The organism is Mycoplasma sp. 1781 (genome assembly GCF_053851675.1).
This window is the reverse complement of sequence record NZ_JBSQBC010000014.1, coordinates 1-20,787: the sequence shown is the minus strand read 5'-3', so window position 1 is coordinate 20,787 and position 20,787 is coordinate 1. Positions and strand designations below refer to the sequence as shown.

Genomic DNA, 20,787 nt, shown 5'->3' with positions numbered 1-20,787 from the left:
ATGATAGAGCTATAATTGGTGTTGCCAAAACAGGCAAAAATCCTAAAAAAAGTAATTTGCTTTTTTTCATTTTTTTTCCTTTCAATTTAGTATTTTTTATAATTATATGACCAACCAAAAAAAAAAAAAAAATAGCGCTTTTTTTAAAGAAAAATCATATTTTAAATTAAAAATTTATGGCTAATTTAACTTACTATACACTTTTTTTCATCACTTAATTTTTGTATAATATTTCTAATTTTAGGCTTAAAAAAACTAAAGTTTTATACTGCCATAAACCAATGCAAATAAAAACATAAATAATTCATTAATACATATTAATAAAAAAATGAAAGTCACAAATTAAGCTTAAATTAAACATAAAATAAATAGTTTATATATTAATATTTAAGAATTTTTTAACCGATATTTCATTTTTAAAAAATATATACCTTTAATAATATATGTTATCGGCCTTGATTATACTTATTTTTTGTTTCACTAGAGGCATTTATAATAATTAATGCACGAAATAAAATAATAAAAAACTCAAATCATTATTTTTGACTTGAGTCTAATTATTTTATTTTGCCTAATGTATTCTTATTTTTGGTTATTATCTAAATTTCTTTATTTAATTAGAATGTTCAATATTTTATTTTCAATATAAATAACTTTAATCACTTGCTTGTCTTTTAATCATTTCTTAATTGAATCAAGCTGCATTGCCTGCGTAACAATTTCATCATTATTCCAAATTGGTCGAATTTCTAACTGACCACGCAACTTTCCGTTAATTTGTACACCAATTTGCGGATTTTTTTCAATAATTAAATTAGTTTTGGCAATTGGCCATTTTTGGTAAAATATCGATTTTTCACCAATCATTTCCAAAAATTCTTCTGCTATATGAGGAGCGAAGGGTGAAAATAAAATAGCAAAGTTTTTAATAATTTCTAATGAATTAATTTTTTCAATATTCGCAAGAAAATTAATAAAGACCATAAACTTGCTTATTGCTATATTAAACTTATATTTTTCAATATTTTCACTAATATCCAAAATAAGTTGATTAATATTGCTATCAAGTTCCTGATTTTCGTCAGTTATATCGATGTTTTTTCTTAATTTATCAACAATAAGATAAATTCTATCGAGTCATTTTCTAATTCCGTTGAGAGAATCTGTATTTCATGACTTTGACTCAGTTAAGGGGCCCATAAACATCTCATATAACCTTAGGGCATCAGCACCATGTGATTCAACTAGACCATCAGGATTGATGACATTGCCAAGAGATTTTGACATTTTTTGTCCATCTGGTCCTAAAATTAAACCTTGGTTTATTAACTTTTGAAATGGTTCCTTGGTATTGACAATGCCTAAATCATATAAAAATCTATGTCAAAATCTAGCATATAATAAGTGTAATACGGCATGCTCTTGGCCGCCAATGTATAAATCCACTGGCAACCATTGATTAAATCTTTCCTTTGCTTCTTGACTATCAAGCGGTAAATATGTTCCGTCATCATTTTTTAAAATATAGGCCAGGAAATATCAACTAGACCCTGCTCATTGGGGCATTACATTAGTATCATGTCGATATATCTTATTATCAACTTCAACATATAATCAATCCTTAATGTTGGCAAGCGGTCCTTCTGTTGAGCCTGATGCTTTAATATTATTAACCTCAGGAAGTTTTACTAAATTATCAACTAAATAAATTTTATTATTTTCATCAAATAAAACCGGAAACGGTTCGCCCCAATATCGTTGACGTGAAAATACTCAATCTCTCAATTTAAAATTAGTTTTATTATCAACGACACCCATCGCATTTAATTTATGATAAATAACTTCTGTTGCTTGTGCTTTTTTAAGGCCGTTTGCGATATCAGAATTAATATGTTTAGAATCGTCAACAAACGGTAACTTCTCCGCTTCTAATACTTGTTTAATAGTTAGATTATATTTTCTTGCAAACTCATAATCCCTGGCATCATGAGCAGGAACAGACATTATTGCTCCTTCGCCATAACTCATTAAAACATAGTCAGAAACTCAAACCGGAATATTTTCATTTGTTAGGGGATGACTAACATATGCCCCAGTGAACAAACCTGTCTTGTCTTTATTAAGTTGTGTTCTTTCGAGGTCGTTTTTTGTTTTTGTTATATTTATATAATCGATAATTAATTTCTTATATTCATCTGTACAAATTTCTAAAAGCAATGGATGCTCAGGACTAATAATAATCGATGAAACACCATAGATAGTATCTAATCTGGTTGTGAAAGTTGCAATATTTTTCTTTGAATTTTTAAGATTTCATCTAACAATATGACCTTGTGATTTTCCGATTCAATTTTTTTGTAATAATTTTAAACTTTCAGGTCAATCAAGGCTAGCCAATCCCTCTAAGAGTTTATCAGCATATTTAGTGATCTTTAGGACTCATTGCTTCATCGGCTTCTTGACGACAGGAAAATTACCGCGCTCCGAAACTTTTTGCCCATTAATTTCAATAATTTCTTCGTTGGCCAATACTGTGCCCAATCCTTCGCATCAATTAACGTCAATTTCCTCAATTGAAGCAAGTCCATGCTTATATAATTCCTTAAAAATTCATTGAGTTCAAATATAAAACTTGGGATCAGTAGTATTAATTTCTTTATCATAATCATATGAAAATCCCATTAGTTTTAATTGTCTACGAAAGTTATTAATATTTTTTATTGTGAAGGGGGCTGGGTGGTTTCCAGTCTTAATTGCATATTGCTCAGCAGGTAACCCAAAAGCATCTCAGCCAATTGGATGCAATACATCAAATCCGTTTAATCTTTTGTAACGTGAAATTATATCTGTTGCAGTATAGCCTTCAAGATGTCCAACATGTAAACCAGACCCCGAAGGATATGGGAACATATCAAGAATATAGGCCTTTTTATTGCTTTTTTTTGTTGTCTTAAATGATCTATTTTGTTCTCAAAAATCTTGTCATTTTTTTTCTATTAGTTTATGGTTATACATGTTATTAATTTTACATTAATATCTTTTTTTACAAATATAATGTTGTTTAATTTCTTGCAAAAAACATTAGCACTGTTTTTATATAAATTATTGTAAAATTTAATATATTATTTTTAACTGTAATACAACAAAACAATAAAGGAAAAAATATGGCTGAAGAAAGTAAAGATTATAAAGACACATTATTAATGCCACAAACAGAATTCTCAATGAAAGCAAATCTTGCTGATAAGGAAATTATCTTCCAAAAAAAATGAGAAGATGAACAACTATATCAAAAAATTTTAGCTTCCAACAAAGGGAATAAAACATTTGTTTTGCATGATGGACCTCCATATGGGAATGGGAATATTCATGTTGGTCATGCGTTAAATAAAATCCTTAAGGACATAATTGTACGATTCAAAAATATGCAAGGCTTTTATGCTCCATTTACACCCGGCTGAGATACTCACGGGCTTCCTATTGAACACAAAATGTTAGTAGAGCGAAAAATGACTGCAAAAGATTTTTCAGTTGTGGAACTAAGAAGAGCATGTGAAGAGTATGCGCTAAGTCAGGTTGCAAAACAAATGGAACAATTTAAAAAGCTTTCATTGCTAACTGATTTTAAAGAAATTTATGTTACTTTAGATAAAAGATTTGAAGCACAACAATTAAGACTTTTTAAAAAAATGCTATTTGATGGTTTGATATACAAGGACCTAAAACCAATATATTGATCGCCTTCTTCACAATCTGCCCTAGCAGAAGCTGAAGTTGAATACGCAGACCATATTTCACCATCAATATTTGTTGCCTTTAAGATTACAGAAGGCAATAATATTGTTTGTAAGGATGAAAAACTAATTATATGAACAACTACTCCGTGAACATTAATTGCAAATTCAGGTGTAGCTATCAATTCAGAATTTGAATACATCAAAATAAAAGTTAATAATACTACTTACATTTTAGCCGAAGGCCTAGTTGAATCAGTTGCTCAACAATGTAAATGAGAAAAATATGAAATTATTGGAAGCAGTTTCAAAGGTAAAGACTTATTAGGAATAAAATACGAAAGTCCAATTAATAAACTAATTTGTCCAGTCGTTGAGGGACACCATGTTACACTTGAAAATGGGTCAGGATTAGTCCATATGGCACCTTTATTTGGCGAAGATGATTTTATTATTGGAAATAAAAACAACCTTGAAAAAATTATGCACGTCAATGATGATGGGACATTAAATGAAAAAGCACTTCAATTTAAGAACATTTTCTATGATGATGCTAATCCATTAATTGGTAATTTCTTAGAGGAAAATAATTTGTTGCTTGGATTCAAAAAGATAAAACACTCATATCCTCATGATTGAAGAACCCATCTTCCAATTATGTATCGCGCCACTCCTCAGTGATTTGTATCCGTTAAAAAGATTAAAGATAAAATTCTAAATGAAATAAATAATGTTAAAACATATAACGAGTGATCAAAAAACCGTCTTGAATTAATGCTTGAAAATCGCGATACTTGATGTATTTCAAGACAACGAAGTTGAGGTGTTCCTATTATTGTTTTTTATGACAAAAACAAAAATCCAATATTGGAAGAAGAAATATTTGACTATGTCATAAATCTTATAGAAAAACATGGCTCAAACATATGATATGAAAAAACAGCGGACGAATTATTACCTGAAAAATATCAAAAACTTGGATACACTAAGGAAAATGATATTATGGATGTTTGATTTGATTCAGGATCAACTTCACTAGGCGTTAAACCAGCTGCTATTGAAGCACCATTTGACTTATATCTTGAAGGTTCAGACCAATATCGTGGTTGATTTAATAGCTCAATGATAAATTCGGTTGCTTGAAGAAATAAAAGTCCCTTTAAGTCATTTCTATCGCATGGTTTTACCCTCGATGGCAAGGGGCGCAAGATGTCTAAATCATTAGGAAATACGGTTGACCCGCTAGAAATAGTAAAAAAATATGGTTCAGATATTTTAAGATTATGAGCTGCAAACTCTGAATACACGGCCGATATTACAATTGATAATAAGATTTTGGAACAAAATGTCGAAATTTATCGTAAATTAAGAAATACAATCAAATTTATGCTAGGAGCACTATTTGACTTTGATTTTAATTATGTTAGTCTTGAATCTATTCATGCATTAATGTTTGAAAAAATAAATAACTTGGAAGCTAAAGTTCTATCCTTTTATGAAAATTATAAATTTGTAAATGTTATTAAAGAAGTAAATAATTTTATCATTGATTTAAGTTCTTACTACATCACAATTACAAAAGATATTTTATATCTAAATAAACAAGATAACTATGAAAGAAGACAAGTTCAAACCGTTTTTGCCAAAACCATTAAAACTTTATTGCAAATACTTGCTCCTATACTTCCAACAACTATGGAGGAAGTATATCAATATTATAACGAACCTAATAAGCAAGAATCTGTACACTTATTAAAATGAAATCTAAATAAAACTTTTTCAACAAAGCTAAGCGATAAATGACAAGAATTTTTTGATCTAAAAGACGAAGTTTATAGATTAATTGAAGAAAAGATTAAATTGCAAGAAATTAAGAGACAAAACGAAGCATTTGTAACTATTACAACTAAATCAGAATTCATAAAATCATTACCACTAGCTAAATTACTAATGATTGCTAAATTAACCATCGGAAACGAAATGAAGGTTGAAAAACGCGAATCATATAAATGTCTAAGATGTTGAAATCACTTTGAAAAAGATCAATTTAGTTTTAAAAATGAAATTTGCTTTAGATGCGAGGAGGTTATTGATGCAAGAAAATAAAAAGGAAAAATACTTTTCAAAAGAATATTGAAAAACAAATTGAAAATTCATTCTTGTTAACATAGCAATTTTTTTGGGAGCATTATTTATTTTCTTATTAATAGACCAACTTACAAAGGAATATATTTTTAGATGAAAAGATAAAAGCATATTATCTCCAGATCTAGACTATGAAATCGGCAACAAATTTATAATCTTTAAATCAGTTTTTCACGCTGGCACTACGTTAGGTTTTTTTGAAAGCAATTTGCCAGTCTTGCACACATTTAGTTTTGCCATTATTTTAGGTTCACTATGAGGCGTAACTTTTGTTAGAGAAAAGCATTCAATATGCATAACTATTTTTCTTGGTTTAGTAAGTGCTGGATCTATGGGTAATATGATTGATAGATTTATATTCGGTGGCGTAAGAGATATTATGAATTTTCCGTGAGCAAACCAAGGTGTTTTAAATTTTGCTGATATTTGATTAGTTTTAGGAGCAATAGGTGTGGTTTTATCGATTGTAACCATACATTGAATAAAACATTATAAAAAGAACAAACTAACAAAAGACGAAAATAAGGTTTAACTAAACCTTATTTTTTTCGCTCTTTTTTCATATATTTGTTATATTTCCAAGTTTATAAATTAAAAATTTATAGGGAGGAAAAATGAAAAAATTAAGTGAAAAAGAATGTGATGAAATTGCTGGCGGATTTGCTATATCAGCCTTAATTACTTCTATATTAGGAGCAATTCCAATAATCACCTCAGCAATAAGCTCTACCGTAGGCCTAATAAGATCAGTAAATTCTTCAAAGGGCGAAATTAAAACCAAAGATTTCAATGCAAAATGGGAAGATACTGATAATAACATTGGCTTCAATGTTGGCTTTCATTACTGCTTATAAATAAAAAACTAGGAAACTTTCCTAGTTTTTTATTTATTAATCTTCTTTTTTGAAATAAGTACTTATTTTTTTGATTTTTCTAATATCTTGTTAAATCTTTCTACACGACCACGTGCCTTAACGTCTGTACGATTTCCGGTGTAGAATGCATGACAATTAGAGCAAACATCTAAAGATACTTTTTCAGCGGTTGAACCAAAAATAAAATCTGTGCTACACGATGAACATGTTGCATGAATTTCAGAATATTTTGGATGAATTTCCTTTTTCATAGAATATGCTCCTTATATATTATTTATTGAAGTTAATTAACTAGCAAAAATTATAACATAAAAGCGTTATTTTTACTCATTAATATTTTTTCATTTTCACTCAACAACTTCTGGCATATCGTAGCCAAATTCATGAATATATTCATTATGTTCTTGTATTTTTTTATTCATTAAATCGATAAAATTTTGTTCCTTAGAACCATATAATTTCTCTATTGCATCTTTAGCAATGTGATATCTATCCATTTCACTTAATTGTCTGATATCAAAACTAGTTGTTATATCACCATTTTCACGATAACCATGAATAATTAAATTGTGATTTGTTCGATCAAAGAATATATCTCTTATTAAACCTTCAAATCCATGGAAAGAAAACACAACTAGTTTATCTCTTGTAAATGCCTTATCAAATTCCTCGTCACTAATTCCACGTGGATCGATCTTAGGATTTCTTAATTTTAATAAATCAACAACATTAATATACTTGATTTTAAGCTTAGGAAAATGACTATGAACAATAGAAATTGCTGCTAGTGTTTCTAGGTTCGGTTCAACACCAGATGATGCAAAGACAATATCAGGCGTTTCTGTTTCCTTAACATTTGAAGCTCAATCAATAACCTTATAGCCTTTTTCAACAAGTTCTTTTGCTTCATCGATATTGAAAAATTGTTCTCGCGGTTGCTTAGAAGCAACAATTAGATTAATAACATTTCTTTCAGTTAATGATTTTTCCATAACAGCCAAAAGTGTATTAGAATCTGCAGGCAAATATTCTCTTATTAATTCAGGACGTTTGTCGGCAAGATGGCCTAAAAGGCCAGGATCCTGGTGCGTATAACCATTATGATCTTGTTGAAATGCTGTTGAAGTTGCAATAATATTTAGAGATGGATAATCATTTCTTCATTTCAATTCTAAAGACTTCTTTAATCACTTCATATGCTGAGTTAACATTGAATCGATAACCCGTAAGAATGATTCATATGAAGCAAAAAAACCATGGCGTCCAGTCAAAACATAACCTTCTAAAAAGCCTTCAGCCTGGTGCTCACTTAATTGTGAATCAATAATTCTACCAACAGGACCAACAAATTCATCATATTTGTCCGAATATTCCTCTAATCATTGACGCTTAGTAACTCTAAAAAGTTCAAATAATTTATTTGATTTTGTTTCATCAGGACCAAAGACCCTAAAATTATCAGGATTTTTTGTTACAACATCAGCCATATATTTTCCTAGCTCAACCATATCCTGCCCTTTATTTTTACCAGGATATTCAACACTAGTAGCAAATTTTTCTCAGGGAGATAAATCTAGATAGCGTGAATTGATTCCTCCGTTTGTTATTGGATTTGTTGCCATTCTTTGCTTACCTTTTGGAGCCAGGTTTTTAATTTCAGCTAGAATAGTTCCGTTTTCATCAAAAAGTTCTTCAGGTTTATATGATTTTAGTCACTTTTCTAACTCTTTAATGTGAGTAACATTAAAAGCACTAACAGGCAAGGGCACTTGATGTGCTCTAAAACTGCCTTCAATTTCTTGTCCATCTCAATCTTTTGGACATGTCCAACCTTTCGGGGTTCTAACAACTAGCATAGGCCATAATGGTCTTGTTACATTATTTGGCCCGACTAATTCTGCCTTAGCCTTAATATTTAGAATATCTTCAATAGCTTGATCCATGATTTTAGCCATTTCTTGATGAATTTCAACACTAGTTTTATTACCACTTCATTCAAAGAAATATGGCTTTCAACCTAAACCTAAAAAATATTGTTCAATTTCCTTTCTTGGTTTTCTTGCTAAAAGAGTTGGATTAGAAATTTTCCCACCATTTAGATGAACGATAGGAAGAACAACGCCATCATTCACTGGATTAATAAACGAATTTGAAAATCATCCAGCACAAAGGGGCCCAGTTTCGGCCTCACCATCGCCTATAACCGCAGCCGCAATCACACCAGGATTATCCAATATTGCTCCTGTTGCATGCGACAATGAATAGCCTAACTCTCCACCTTCATGAATTGATCCAGGTGTTTCAGGAGCGGCGTGACTTGCTGTTCCACCAGGAAATGAAAAACGCTTGCACATTCGTTGTATCCCTTTTTCATCCTGTGAAATTTGGGGATAAATTTCTGAATAAGAACCATCCAAATATGAGTTAGATATCATGACTTGGCCGCCATGTCCAGGACCCTCTATATAAAACATATTTAAATCATATTTATTAATAACACGGTTTAAATGGGTATAAATAAAATTTTGTCCAGGAATTGTTCCTCAGTGACCAATAGGATATAATTTAATATCATCTTTTGTTAATTCTTTTTTTAATAATGGATTGTTTCTTAAATAGATTTGAGCAACACTTAGATAATTAGCTGCTCTAAATCACTTATCCATTAATTCAAAATATTCTTTTTTATCAAAATTACTATTCATATTCCTCCATAATATATTTTTGCAAAAAATATAGTAATAATATTTTACATCAATTTATTAAGAAGTAAAGGGGTTAATAGCTAATCATACATAAAAACAAAAAATGCCCTACAATAAACATAGTCATTTTTTTAAAAACACATTTTATTGTCAATTTCTCCAAAAAAGCGTATGTAGAGTTTCTTGATTTAATGACAACTGTAATCTTTTTTGTTATATCAATTTATTATAATTTTCTACAATAGTTTTTAGTTATAAAAAGCCATTTTTTTAACATATGTTTAATAACTAAATCTAGACCATTTACTGAAAATAAATTTTAATTGAGAATTTTATTTGTTTTGTGATGAATTACAACTGATAAATAAATATAATTTAATTTTTTGATGTTTCAATATATGAAACACAATGTTTGGCGTATCTCTATTACAATTTCTTTTTTTACATAATCAATAAACAAAGAACTCAAACCTCTTATTTCTTCTTCTTTTTTTCTTTTAGCTATTTCCTATTAGCAACTAATTAAAAAAATCCAAGCACAAATGTGACTGGATTTTTTATCTATGTTCAACAAAAGCAAGTAATTTTATAATCCTAATTCCTCATCAGTCGGAATATCTAGATTTGAACCAACATAAGCAAAAATTTCGGGACTTTGTTTTAAATATTTACCATCTAAAATTCTTTGAATAGATTTTATTGTATCTTCCAACGAAACATAAACACCGGGAGATTTTGTAAAGTGTTCAGTCATGAAGAAGTTTTGAGTAAAGAAATTTTCCAATTGAAGAGCCTTTTTAACTGTATTCTTACTTTGTTCATCTAACTCATCAAATCCTAGAATCAAAATAACATCTTCAAGGTCTTTATATGCTTTTAAAATTCTTTTTGTTTCTATGATAGCGTCAAAGTGTGCTTTACCAATAATTTTTTCATCAACAGAGTGTGATGAAGAAGCTAGAGGGTCAAAAGCAGGGATAATATTTTTTGAGGTTTGATTATGCGATAAAACAAGATTACCATCAAGGTGGTTAAATACTGCAACGGCTGATGGATCACTTAAATCATCCATTGGCAAGAAAATAGTTTGGAATGATGTTATTGACCCATTTTTGTTTCTAAATAATCTATTTTCAACATTAGCAACATCTGATTCTAATGTAGATTGATAACCACCTACAGAAGGTTTTTTACCCAATGAAGCAGAAACCTCATTTTCAGCCTGAATAAAACGATAAATATTATCAATAAATAATAAGACATCATCTTTTTCATAATCTCTTAAATATTCGGCAGCTGTAATACCAATTGGTACAATCGACATTCTAGCTCCTGGTGATTCATTCATTTTTGAAATATACATTACTGAATTCTTCATTAAATTTGATGATTCTAACTCATCAAATAATTCAATAGCTTCACGTGATCTTTCTCCGGAACCAATAAAAATATTTGAAGTCTTTGTTGATTTTTTATTAACATTAAAAATAATTTCCTTCATTAAAACAGTTTTACCAACACCGGCGCCACCAAATATACCCAATTTATATCCTTTAATAATTGGCATAAAGAAGTCAATTGCCTTAATTCCTGTTTCAACTATTTCTAGATTACTCTCTAGATAGCGATCGTTATTAATAATTGAATTCATTTCAATATATATAGGTTTTGTTCCACGTTTTTCAAGTAACGGTTTTCCCTCAAATGAATAGATATTATTTTTGGAACCTGAACCAACTGGAACCATAAAACTTTGTTTGGTATTAATAATTTCATCATTGATGTTAATTTCTTTTGAAGAATAGATAATAATAGCTCTAATTGTTTCCTCATCAATAATTCTTTTTACCAATAAATAAGTTTTGCCGTCATTCGTTGTTAGTAATTGATTAACTAATGGCAACTCTTTTTTATTAAATTTAACTTCAATAATGTCAGATCATAATTTAACTATTTTTCCCATTATTTATCTCCTAACTTTTTAGCAACTAATTCTAAATATTCCTTACTAAATTCAACAAACTCATGTTCATATTCAACATCTCATCCTAAATTTAAATAATCTGAATATTGTTTTAAAGCATATGCAAAAAAGTTTTTCATAATCTTATCATCATAATCTGTACTTGTTTGCATAGTATTATAAGCATTTTTAGCTTCCTGATTTGTTTCAATTAAAAGATCGATAAATCTTAGCGCTTTTTCTTCATCCTTAATTCCATGTAATATAGTTCATGAAATTAGTTTAGACATCAATAAAACAAATTTATTCGAATATAATGTATATCCTTTTTGGATAAACATCTTATCAATCATTTTTCCTTTGTACAATAATGTTGCGGTTTCTTTATTCAATTCATAATCAAGAGCAGCAAGCTTTAAATGTCTCTTATATTGTTTAAAGATTTTACCTACTTCTGAAGCTACCTTTGACATAATTCTATTTTGTACTGATGAACCAGTTCTTGAAACTGATAAATTAATATTGATAGCCGGTAAAACACCTTGAGAAAATAAGTCAGCGCTAGTTACAATTTGACCATCAGTAATTGATATAACATTAGAAGAAATTAATGAAGTTATATCGCCATCAATAGTTTGTAAAATTGGCAAAGCAGTAATTGTTTTTCTATTTTTAAATGAACCAGCACGTTCTAATAATTGTGAATGAGCAAAAAATATGTCGCCAGGCATTGCTTCCTTACCAACAGGCTTATCAGTTAATAAAGCAATTTCTCGAATAATATTAGCATGCTTTGTTAAGTCATCAAATATAATAACAACATCATCAGTTAATGAAATGTTTTCAGCATGAGCCATACCTACATATGGAGCTAGATATTGCTCGTATGCACTAGTAGCAGGCGCATCAACAATAATAGTATTTTTTAAGGCATCATGTTCTTTTAAGGTATTATAAATTTTAGATATGCTTTCTCTTTTTTGTCCAATTGCAACATAAACACACTTGGTATTGGTTTTTGCTTGATTTAAGATAACATTAATTGCTATGTGAGTTTTTCCGGTTTGTCTATCCCCAATAATTAATTCACGTTGTCCTTTTCCGATAGGAATTAATAAATCTATTGATGTGAATCCTGTATATAGTTGCTCATTTAATGTTTGAACACTCATTAATTGATGAGCAAGTTTAAATGTGGCACTTTCAGGATCATTTTTTTGTTTTTCAACAGCAAGCTTTTTAGGTAAAACAACATCTCCAAAAATATCGACTACATTTCCAAAATGTTGTTTTGAAGTAAATACATCACGCTTTTGGGTAGCGATTATTGTATCATTAATTTTTAACTCTTTATTTTCATTATTAGCTAATAAAAACGCGTGATCATTTGTAGCACTAATAAGAATTAATTTAATATTTGTATCTCTTTCGCAAACAAATTGTTGTCCTTGTTCATAAGGAAATTGTCCTGATACTTCAACAATATAACCAAAAATAGAAATTATCTTGGGATTTTTATTTGGTTTAGCATTACTATTTTCCATTTTCTTCTCCTTTATTATTCATAAAATAACTTTTTTTAATATATAACTTCAAAATTCCTGCTATGTCTGAGAAATATAAAATAATGTTAGGCAAGAATTCAACATAATATCCATCTTTTATTAGGTCCTTAAGAATCTCATTATATAATTTTTCGAAGTCATTATTTCATTCAAATTCTTCATTATTCGCATAAATTAATGGAACTTTTTTATAAATGCTAAATATAGCGTTTTCTTCGAAGTTAACAATAAAATTGGCAAATTTTATAGGTAGATAATCCATAAGTGATTTCTTAATTCTCTCTAGAAAGTCAATTACACGGGAATCCTTTGTATTAAAATTACCTTTAAATAAAATAGTTGAAATAAGTTTATTAAAATCAATTAATTTAATTTCATTTTGATTTTTTTGATCTTCAAACCAGAACAAAATTCTATCTTTATTTCCATCTATTAATATAGATTTTTTTTCAGGCATTTTTCTCCTTAAAATAAGTTAAATAATAAAACAACATTATTATAACCATAATTTCCTAATAATTTAGGAATTGATAATAAAAAAATAATAGCAAAGCCATTATTTTTCTACAATAGGATATACTGAAGCAAATTTTTTATTAATTCTATTTTCGAATTTTACAATACCATCTATTAAAGCAAATAATGTATCATCTTTTCCTTTGCCTACATTATTGCCAGGAAAGATTTTTGTTCCTCTTTGTCTATAAATAATGCTTCCGGCTGTTACAAATTGTCCATCAGTAGCCTTAACTCCTAATCTTCTACCAGCCGAGTCTCTACTATTCGAGGTTGTTCCACCAGATTTCGTATGTGCCATGTCTTATTTCTCCTTAATTTCTGCAATTTGAACTTTTGTATAAGGTTGACGGTGACCTAATTTACGTTTATGAGTTGATTTAGCATTGTGTCTATAAACAACAATTTTCTTTGCTTTCCCTTGTTTTTCAATGATACCTAAAACAGAAGCAGCTTCTAAATATGGAGTTCCAATTTTATTTTCGACTGCTAAAACTTTATCAAAAACAACCTTGTCCCCTGCATTTCCATCGATTTTTTCGATATAAATAGAATCGCCTTTTTTAACGATTAATTGTTTACCACCTGTTTCGATAATTGCAAACATTTAAAATCTCCTTATATTTTGTCACATCTTTGAGGTACTTTTAAAAAGTTTAAAAACCTGTTTAGAATGGTTACTCTATAAGTAACTTGATTATTTTACCACAAATTTGCGTATATTTCGGCAAAATAAAAAAACAAGGAAATTATTCCTTGTCCTTATTCTAATTAATTATTCGTAATCTATTTTATTATCATCAAATTCTTCTGATTCATTATCATCAGTCTCAAAATCTTCATTGTCATAAAAATCATCAGCAAAGTCATTAACAAAGCCTTTGTCGCTAAGACCTTCTTCATCATATTCTTGCGTCAAAGTATCTAAATCAATCATATTTTCATCGCCTAATTCAATATCGTCTTGTTCTTCGTTTTCATCGAAATTTGTAAAGTATTTAATCGATGGTTTAATATCGTATTTAGAATGTTCTTCAAATGAATATAGTGCAGTTCCTGAAGGGATTTTCTTTCCAACAATAATATTTTCTTTTAGACCACTTAAATTATCTGTTCTAGAAGAAATGGCAGCATTAACAAGAATTTTCGAAGTTTCTTGATATGAAGCGGCAGCCAAAAACGAATCAGACAACAGCGGAACTTGTTTAGCACCTTTAATAACAACACTTCCATATGCTGGAATTTTGTTTTGAGATAATAATAACGAATTTTCTTCTTGATAATCAAAGATATCAACAATAGCACCAGCAAAGAATTTTGAATCTCCAGGATCACTAATAACAATTTTAGACATCATTTGTCTAATAATAATTTCAATATATTTATCACTAATAGCAATACCTTGAATACGATAAATTCTTTGAATTTCTTTTAGTAAGTAATTTTGGACTGTTCTAACATCAGTTAGTGCTAATAACTCTTTTAGAATAATTGGGCCTTCTGAAAGCTTTTGGCCGACTTTAACATCATCACCAATAGAAACTCTTAATTTCTTATTAGTATTAACTAAAATAGATCTAGTTTCAATTTGATTTTTATTATTCAGAATTTCGATATAAACAACATAATCGTTATCAGATTTTTCAAGTTTTTCAATATCAACTACAATACCTTGATATGGCGAAATTGTTGCTGGTCTACCTCATGGTTGTTCATGAGCATCAATTAATTCAATTAATCTAGTAAAACCGCCAGTAATATCTTCAACACCAGCAACCCCACCAGTATGGAATGTACGCATAGTTAGCTGTGTACCAGGTTCACCAATTGATTGAGCAGCTATGATACCTACTGCTTCACCAATATTAACAACACGGTTTGTTGCTAAGTCCTTACCAAAACACATTTTACATACACCATTACGAGTGTTACATCCAAGGATCGATCTAATTTCAACTTCTTCAATACCAGCATCAATAATTTTTTGTGCTATCTTATTAGTAATTAAGATGTTTCGGCTACAAATCAAATTACCTTCTTTATCATAAATTGGCTTATTTGAAAATCGACCAATTATTCTTTCTTTTAGAGATACAATAATTTGTTTTGTTTTAGTATCAATGATATTTCTAGCTAAAAATCCATATTCCGAACCACAATTTTCTTCTCTAACCACAATATTTTGAGCAACATCAACCAATCTTCTTGTTAAATAACCTGATTTAGCAGTATTAAGTGCAGTATCAGTAAGACCTTTTCTAGCACCGTGGGTTGACGAATAGAATTCAAATGCGGTTAGGCCCTCGATAAATGATGACTTAACGGGAACTTCAACGGTCGAACGAACAACCCTATCATTTTTAGCATCAGCTTTAGTGGTTTTTGTATTGTTAGCCATCAATCCACGCATACCAGCTAATTGAACATAGTTTGAAATGTTTCCACGAGCACCTGAGTTAATCATAGTGATAACTGGGTTTTGTGGATTTTCTTTGATGATTGTTTGCAATTCTTGTTGGATTTTATCTTTGATTTCAGCTCATTTTTTAATAGTTAACGAGTATCTATCATCATCAGTTATATAACCTAATTTGTAATAGTTTTTTAATTTAGCAATATATTCATCACCTTCAGCGATATATTCTTTTTTCTTTTCAGTTTCTAAAATATCCGAGAAGGAAATAGAAATACCTGAAGTAGTTGAATAATCAAAGCCAAGTTGTTTAATATCGTCAAGAATAGAAGCAACAATATTTGTATATTTAAATCAAACCTTGTCTAACAATTTAGCTTTCTCTTTAGCACTTAATGGAATATGAATTTGTCCGCGGTATCTCTCTTCATTTTCTAAATTTAATTTTTGTTTTTCTTCTAAAACAAATTCAGTCAATAAATCTGCATGTTCTCTTTCAAGATTTTGGCCCTTGTAGGTTTTTAATTTTAGAAATTCTAAAACAATATCCGAATCTTGCAAATCATTAATTTTATCAATAACGCTAGCAACTTCCGCTATGCTTATTGTTGCAACATAGTTATCAAACATGTAGCGAATAATCTTGGCAATATTCTTTTTATTAAAGGCATCTAGCAATGGTAAGGTCTTAATATATTCAGGAATATTTATACCAGCTTTAACTACATATGTTTTATTAAACTCATTCTTATATTCCTCTAAATTAATTGCCTTTATTACTTTATTATCAAAGATAAAAGGAAAATCTTTTGGAAACACATTATTAAAAATAAATTTACCAACTGTTGAAATAACATAAAGTTGTTGATTAATTGTATTTTTATTAAATATTTTAGAGTTTTTTACCTCTTCAGCAGGTAATGCTACCCTTGCATGTAAAGAAACTTTTTTAGCCTCAAGGTTCCTTATCATGTGATCATAATTGTCAAAGACTCTTCCTTCGCCCTTAGCATCTTTTTGTTCAATTGTTAAATAATATAAACCCAAAATCATATCTTGTGAAGGATTAATAATAGGTTCTCCATCCTTAGGGCCTAGAATATTTTTATTGGCAAGCATCAATTCACGACTTTCCAATAATGATTGTTCCGAAATAGGCACATGAACAGCCATTTGGTCACCATCAAAATCGGCATTAAAAGGGGTACATACTAAAGGGTGTAATCTTATAGCCTTTCCTCTAACTAAAACCGGTTCAAATGCTTGGATAGACAAACGGTGAAGCGTAGGAGCACGGTTAAGAAGTACTAGTTTTCCTTTAATTGCTTCAGCGACATGAGGTCAAATAATTGGATTTTGATCTTCAATTATTTTCTTAGCATTTTTAACAGTTGTTGCAACCTGTTGATCAATTAAACGAGCAATAATTCATGGCTCAAATAATTTTGCAGCCATCTCTCTTGGAATACCACATTGATGCATCTTTAAATTTGGTCCAACAACAATAACAGAACGGCCAGAATAGTCTACACGTTTTCCAAGTAAATTCTGTCTAAAACGTCCTTTTTTACCTGTTAGTGCATCTGAAATAGATTTAAATGGACGATTGTCCTTTGATAAAACAGGGTTAGGGGTTCTTCTTTGATTATCAATTAAAGCATCAACGGCTTCTTGAACCATACGTAATTCGTTTTGCGTTACGAGTTCAGGAGCATCTTTTTCTTGTCATTCTTGTAAACGATTATTTCTAATAATAACTCTACGATATAGCTCATTTATATCACTTGTTGAGTGTCTACCACCATCCAATTGAATTAATGGTCTAAGATCAGCCGGAATAACTGGTAAATTGTAAATTAGCATATTTGTTGGCGATTGTTTTGATTCAATAAACGCGTTAATAACTTGCAATCTCTTATATAATTTTTCCCTATTTTGTTTAGTAGTAGTTGCAAACTTTTCGGGATTTTTAGATTCTTGTAAATTGAGTTGATTAATTTGCTCTGTTACATAAGCTTTTTCGGCGACTAGATCTAAATTCTTCAATAGATACTCAATAGCTCTTGCCCCAGTCATAATTTTTGCGTCTGAGTAATGTTGGATGATATCATTTAATTCATAAAAGTCAATTCCATATTCTTGACCAATTTTTGAGGTTGCTTTTTCAACCAATTGCTCAATTGTTTCTGAAATTTCATCATAAGCTTCTTTGTGGTCTGGATTTTTTGGATCAAAACGTGTTAATAATTCATCCAATGCTTCTTTATATATAACAGCAGCATCATTGATTTCGATTATTAAGTTTTTAGGTAATGATTTAAGTCCACCATCTTCTACAACAATATGATTTTTATAATAAATAAGATTTTCAAGTTCCTCTCTTCTAACTGTTTCAGATGAATTTTGACTCGAAATTCTTAAACCTAATAATTTATAAATAATTGAATGGTCAACCTTAAAAAACCAAAAATGAACAACAGGGCTATTTAACTTAATATGCCCCATATGATTTCTACGTGCTATTTTAGGCAAGATTTGAACATTTTCTTTACGACACAAATCAGTTCTTGTGCAATATGAACCTTCATTTATTTTCTTATATTTATAACCACAAGTAGGACAACGATAATCTATCATTGGTCCAAAAATAATTTCATCAAACAAACCACCACGTTCAGGTTTATATGATTTATAGTTAATAGTTTCTGGTTTTGTAACTTCCCCATGCGATCAAGATTCAACATCCTCAGGAGTAGCTAATGATAAAGAAATTTTTCTAATTTTTGATTCATCTAATAAATCGAATTTTGCATTGTTTTTCATTATTCTGCTCCCCCATCTCAATCTTGTTGATATTTAGTATCAATTCTTTCATATTCAAGCTCATTTTCTTCTCGTGAATCATCATGAGTTTCAAGTTTGATGCACAAACCTCTTAGCTCATATGCCAAAACATTAAACGACTCAGGCATACCTGGCTTTGGCAACTTTGTTTTTCTTGCGAGCGAGTTATAAAGCTGATTACGTCCATTAATATTATCTGACTTATATGTTAATAGTTCTTGTAATAAATTTGCTGCACCATATGATTCGATGGCTCATGTTTCCATTTCCCCGAATCTTTGCCCACCATTTTGCGACTTACCACCAAGCGGTTGTTGCGTAATTAATGAATATGGTCCAACTGAACGAGCATGCATTTTATCATCAACCATATGATATAGTTTTAAATAGTACATTATCCCAACCGATATTGGTTGATCAAATGGTTCACCAGTACGGCCATCATACACAACAGATTTACCTGATGGATTAATTTTTGCTTCTTCAAGAATTTCTTTAATTTGATTATGAGTAATTCCATCAAATGTTGGAGTAACAAATTTTGTATTTAATTTTTGCGCAGCTAAGCCAAGGTGCAATTCTAGAACTTGTCCAATATTCATCCGTGATGGAACACCTTGAGGGTTAAGAACAATATCCAATGGAGTACCATCTTCTAAATAAGGCATTTCCTCAACTGGTAAAACAACGGAAACAACGCCTTTATTACCATGACGACCTGCCATCTTGTCCCCAACTTTAATTTTTCTCTTTTGGGCAATTGAGACTTTAACAATCTTTTCAATACCGTCTTCTAGAACATCGCCAAATTCACGACTTAAAACATCAACAGCAACAACTGTGCCATTATGACCATGTTTAACTTTTAGTGATGTATCCTTTTTTGAAGCAGTCTTTTGTCCAAAGATAGCTCCCATCAGTTTTTCCTCAGGAGTTGGGTTTTCTTCACCTTTTGGCGATGTTCTACCAACCAAAATATCACCTGCAGAAACTTCAGAACCAACTCTAACGATACCGTTATCATCTAAGAAACGCTTTGAGTGGTTTGAAACATTAGGAATATCAGTTGTTAAAATATCTTCACCGGCTTTTGAATGTCTAAATTGAATAGTTTGTTCTTCAATGTGAATCGAAGTATAAACATCATCCTTAACTAGTCTTTCTGATAAAACAACAGCATCCTCATAATTAAAACCATGCCATGTTGTAAAACCGACCAAAACATTCTTGCCTAATGCCATTTCACCATTTTTCATTGATGGACCATCAACCAGTAAATCTCCAGTTTTAACACTTTGACCTACCTTAACTAATGGAACCTGATGAATTAAGGTACCTTGATTAGATCTCTCGAAAGTTCTTAAATGGTATTCATCTTTCTTATTACTTTCATCTCTCTTAATGATGATAACGTTAGCATCAACATAAGATACCACACCATCATATTTAGCAATAATGTTTGTTGAAGAATATTTAGCAATATCAGCTTCAACACCAGTTGCAACTAATGGAGCTTCAGGGAATAATACAGGTACAGCTTGACGTTGCATATTAGAACCCATTAATGCCCGGTTAGCGTCATCATTTTCTAAAAAGGGAATAGCAGAAGCAGCAATCGAGGTCATTTGACGGTTTGAAACCCCAACAAAATTAACTTCATTAGCTGGGACTTCAAGATATTCATTATCACGACGAACCATTACCATTTTATCCACAATTATATCATTTTCAATATTGACGGTTGATTGCGCAAATGTATACCCAGCTTCTTCGATGGCTGTTAAATAGTGCGGACTTGAAAAATCTACCTTTTTGTTTTCAACCTTAAAATATGGCGATTTAATAAATCCGTATTTATCAATGTCTGCGAATGATGCAAGATTAAGAATAAGTCCAATATTCGGCCCTTCAGGAGTTTCGATTGGGCAAATTCTTCCATAATGGGTAGGGTGAACATCACGAACCTCAAATTGAGCGGTATCACGGTTTAGACCTCTTGGCCCCAGCGAGGTAATACGACGTTTGTT

The 20,787-nt window shown here is 30.2% G+C and carries 13 protein-coding genes; 3 read left to right on the top strand and 10 right to left on the bottom strand.

Annotation, left to right across the window (positions count from 1 at the left end; all coding sequences use genetic code 4):
• Positions 1-609: 609 nt before the first annotated feature.
• The gene (leuS, locus tag ACWXVP_RS02790) at positions 610-3,015 is read right to left on the bottom strand and encodes a leucine--tRNA ligase (RefSeq protein ID WP_438340293.1); all 2,406 of its coding nucleotides are present in this window, start codon (positions 3,013-3,015) and stop codon (positions 610-612) included.
• Positions 3,016-3,164: 149 nt separating this feature from the next.
• Here leuS and ileS point away from each other — a divergent pair, with 149 nt between their 5' ends.
• The 3 genes from ileS (at position 3,165) to ACWXVP_RS02775 (ending at position 6,733) form a co-directional block, all read left to right on the top strand.
• Positions 3,165-5,840 (top strand): isoleucine--tRNA ligase, encoded by a 2,676-nt coding sequence (gene ileS, locus ACWXVP_RS02785; RefSeq protein WP_456012953.1) that lies wholly within the window; start codon positions 3,165-3,167, stop codon positions 5,838-5,840.
• Entirely contained in the window at positions 5,827-6,411 is a 585-nt protein-coding gene (locus ACWXVP_RS02780; protein WP_456012951.1) for a signal peptidase II, read from the top strand. Before ileS ends, ACWXVP_RS02780 begins: the two co-directional genes overlap by 14 nt.
• 82 nt (positions 6,412-6,493) lie before the next feature.
• Entirely contained in the window at positions 6,494-6,733 is a 240-nt protein-coding gene (locus tag ACWXVP_RS02775; RefSeq protein WP_444704768.1) for a hypothetical protein, read from the top strand.
• Between the two features lie 62 nt (positions 6,734-6,795).
• Here ACWXVP_RS02775 and rpmE read toward each other — a convergent pair whose 3' ends face one another.
• From rpmE to rpoB, 9 genes are all read right to left on the bottom strand, one after another.
• On the bottom strand, positions 6,796-7,005 hold the full coding sequence (gene rpmE, locus ACWXVP_RS02770) for a 50S ribosomal protein L31 (protein ID WP_438340297.1): 210 nt from the start codon (positions 7,003-7,005) through the stop codon (positions 6,796-6,798).
• A 72-nt stretch (positions 7,006-7,077) separates the two neighbouring features.
• Positions 7,078-9,459 carry a phosphoketolase family protein gene (locus tag ACWXVP_RS02765; protein WP_456012949.1) on the bottom strand — a complete coding sequence of 794 codons (2,382 nt, stop codon included), beginning with the start codon at positions 9,457-9,459 and terminating at the stop codon, positions 7,078-7,080.
• Positions 9,460-10,045: 586 nt separating this feature from the next.
• Positions 10,046-11,422 carry an MSC_0618 family F1-like ATPase beta subunit gene (locus ACWXVP_RS02760; RefSeq protein ID WP_456012948.1) on the bottom strand — a complete coding sequence of 459 codons (1,377 nt, stop codon included), beginning with the start codon at positions 11,420-11,422 and terminating at the stop codon, positions 10,046-10,048.
• Positions 11,422-12,966 carry an MSC_0619 family F1-like ATPase alpha subunit gene (locus ACWXVP_RS02755; protein ID WP_455993610.1) on the bottom strand — a complete coding sequence of 515 codons (1,545 nt, stop codon included), beginning with the start codon at positions 12,964-12,966 and terminating at the stop codon, positions 11,422-11,424. The genes ACWXVP_RS02760 and ACWXVP_RS02755 overlap by 1 nt, the downstream gene beginning before the upstream one ends.
• Positions 12,956-13,444 carry an MSC_0623 family F1-like ATPase-associated protein gene (locus ACWXVP_RS02750; protein ID WP_455966474.1) on the bottom strand — a complete coding sequence of 163 codons (489 nt, stop codon included), beginning with the start codon at positions 13,442-13,444 and terminating at the stop codon, positions 12,956-12,958. The genes ACWXVP_RS02755 and ACWXVP_RS02750 overlap by 11 nt, the downstream gene beginning before the upstream one ends.
• A gap of 99 nt (positions 13,445-13,543) precedes the next feature.
• Positions 13,544-13,804, bottom strand: coding sequence for a 50S ribosomal protein L27 (gene rpmA, locus ACWXVP_RS02745; RefSeq protein ID WP_456012946.1), 261 nt, complete (start codon positions 13,802-13,804; stop codon positions 13,544-13,546).
• 3 nt (positions 13,805-13,807) lie between these two features.
• Complete coding sequence (rplU, locus tag ACWXVP_RS02740; protein WP_438340303.1) at positions 13,808-14,110, bottom strand: 50S ribosomal protein L21; 303 nt, start codon at positions 14,108-14,110, stop codon at positions 13,808-13,810.
• Positions 14,111-14,278: 168 nt separating this feature from the next.
• Positions 14,279-18,739: a DNA-directed RNA polymerase subunit beta' gene (locus ACWXVP_RS02735; protein ID WP_438340304.1), complete on the bottom strand. Its 4,461-nt coding sequence runs from the start codon at positions 18,737-18,739 to the stop codon at positions 14,279-14,281.
• Positions 18,739-20,787, bottom strand: a 2,049-nt coding sequence (gene rpoB, locus ACWXVP_RS02730) for a DNA-directed RNA polymerase subunit beta (RefSeq protein ID WP_456012945.1), incomplete at its 5' end; no start/stop codon positions are given. The genes rpoB and ACWXVP_RS02735, both read right to left, overlap by 1 nt.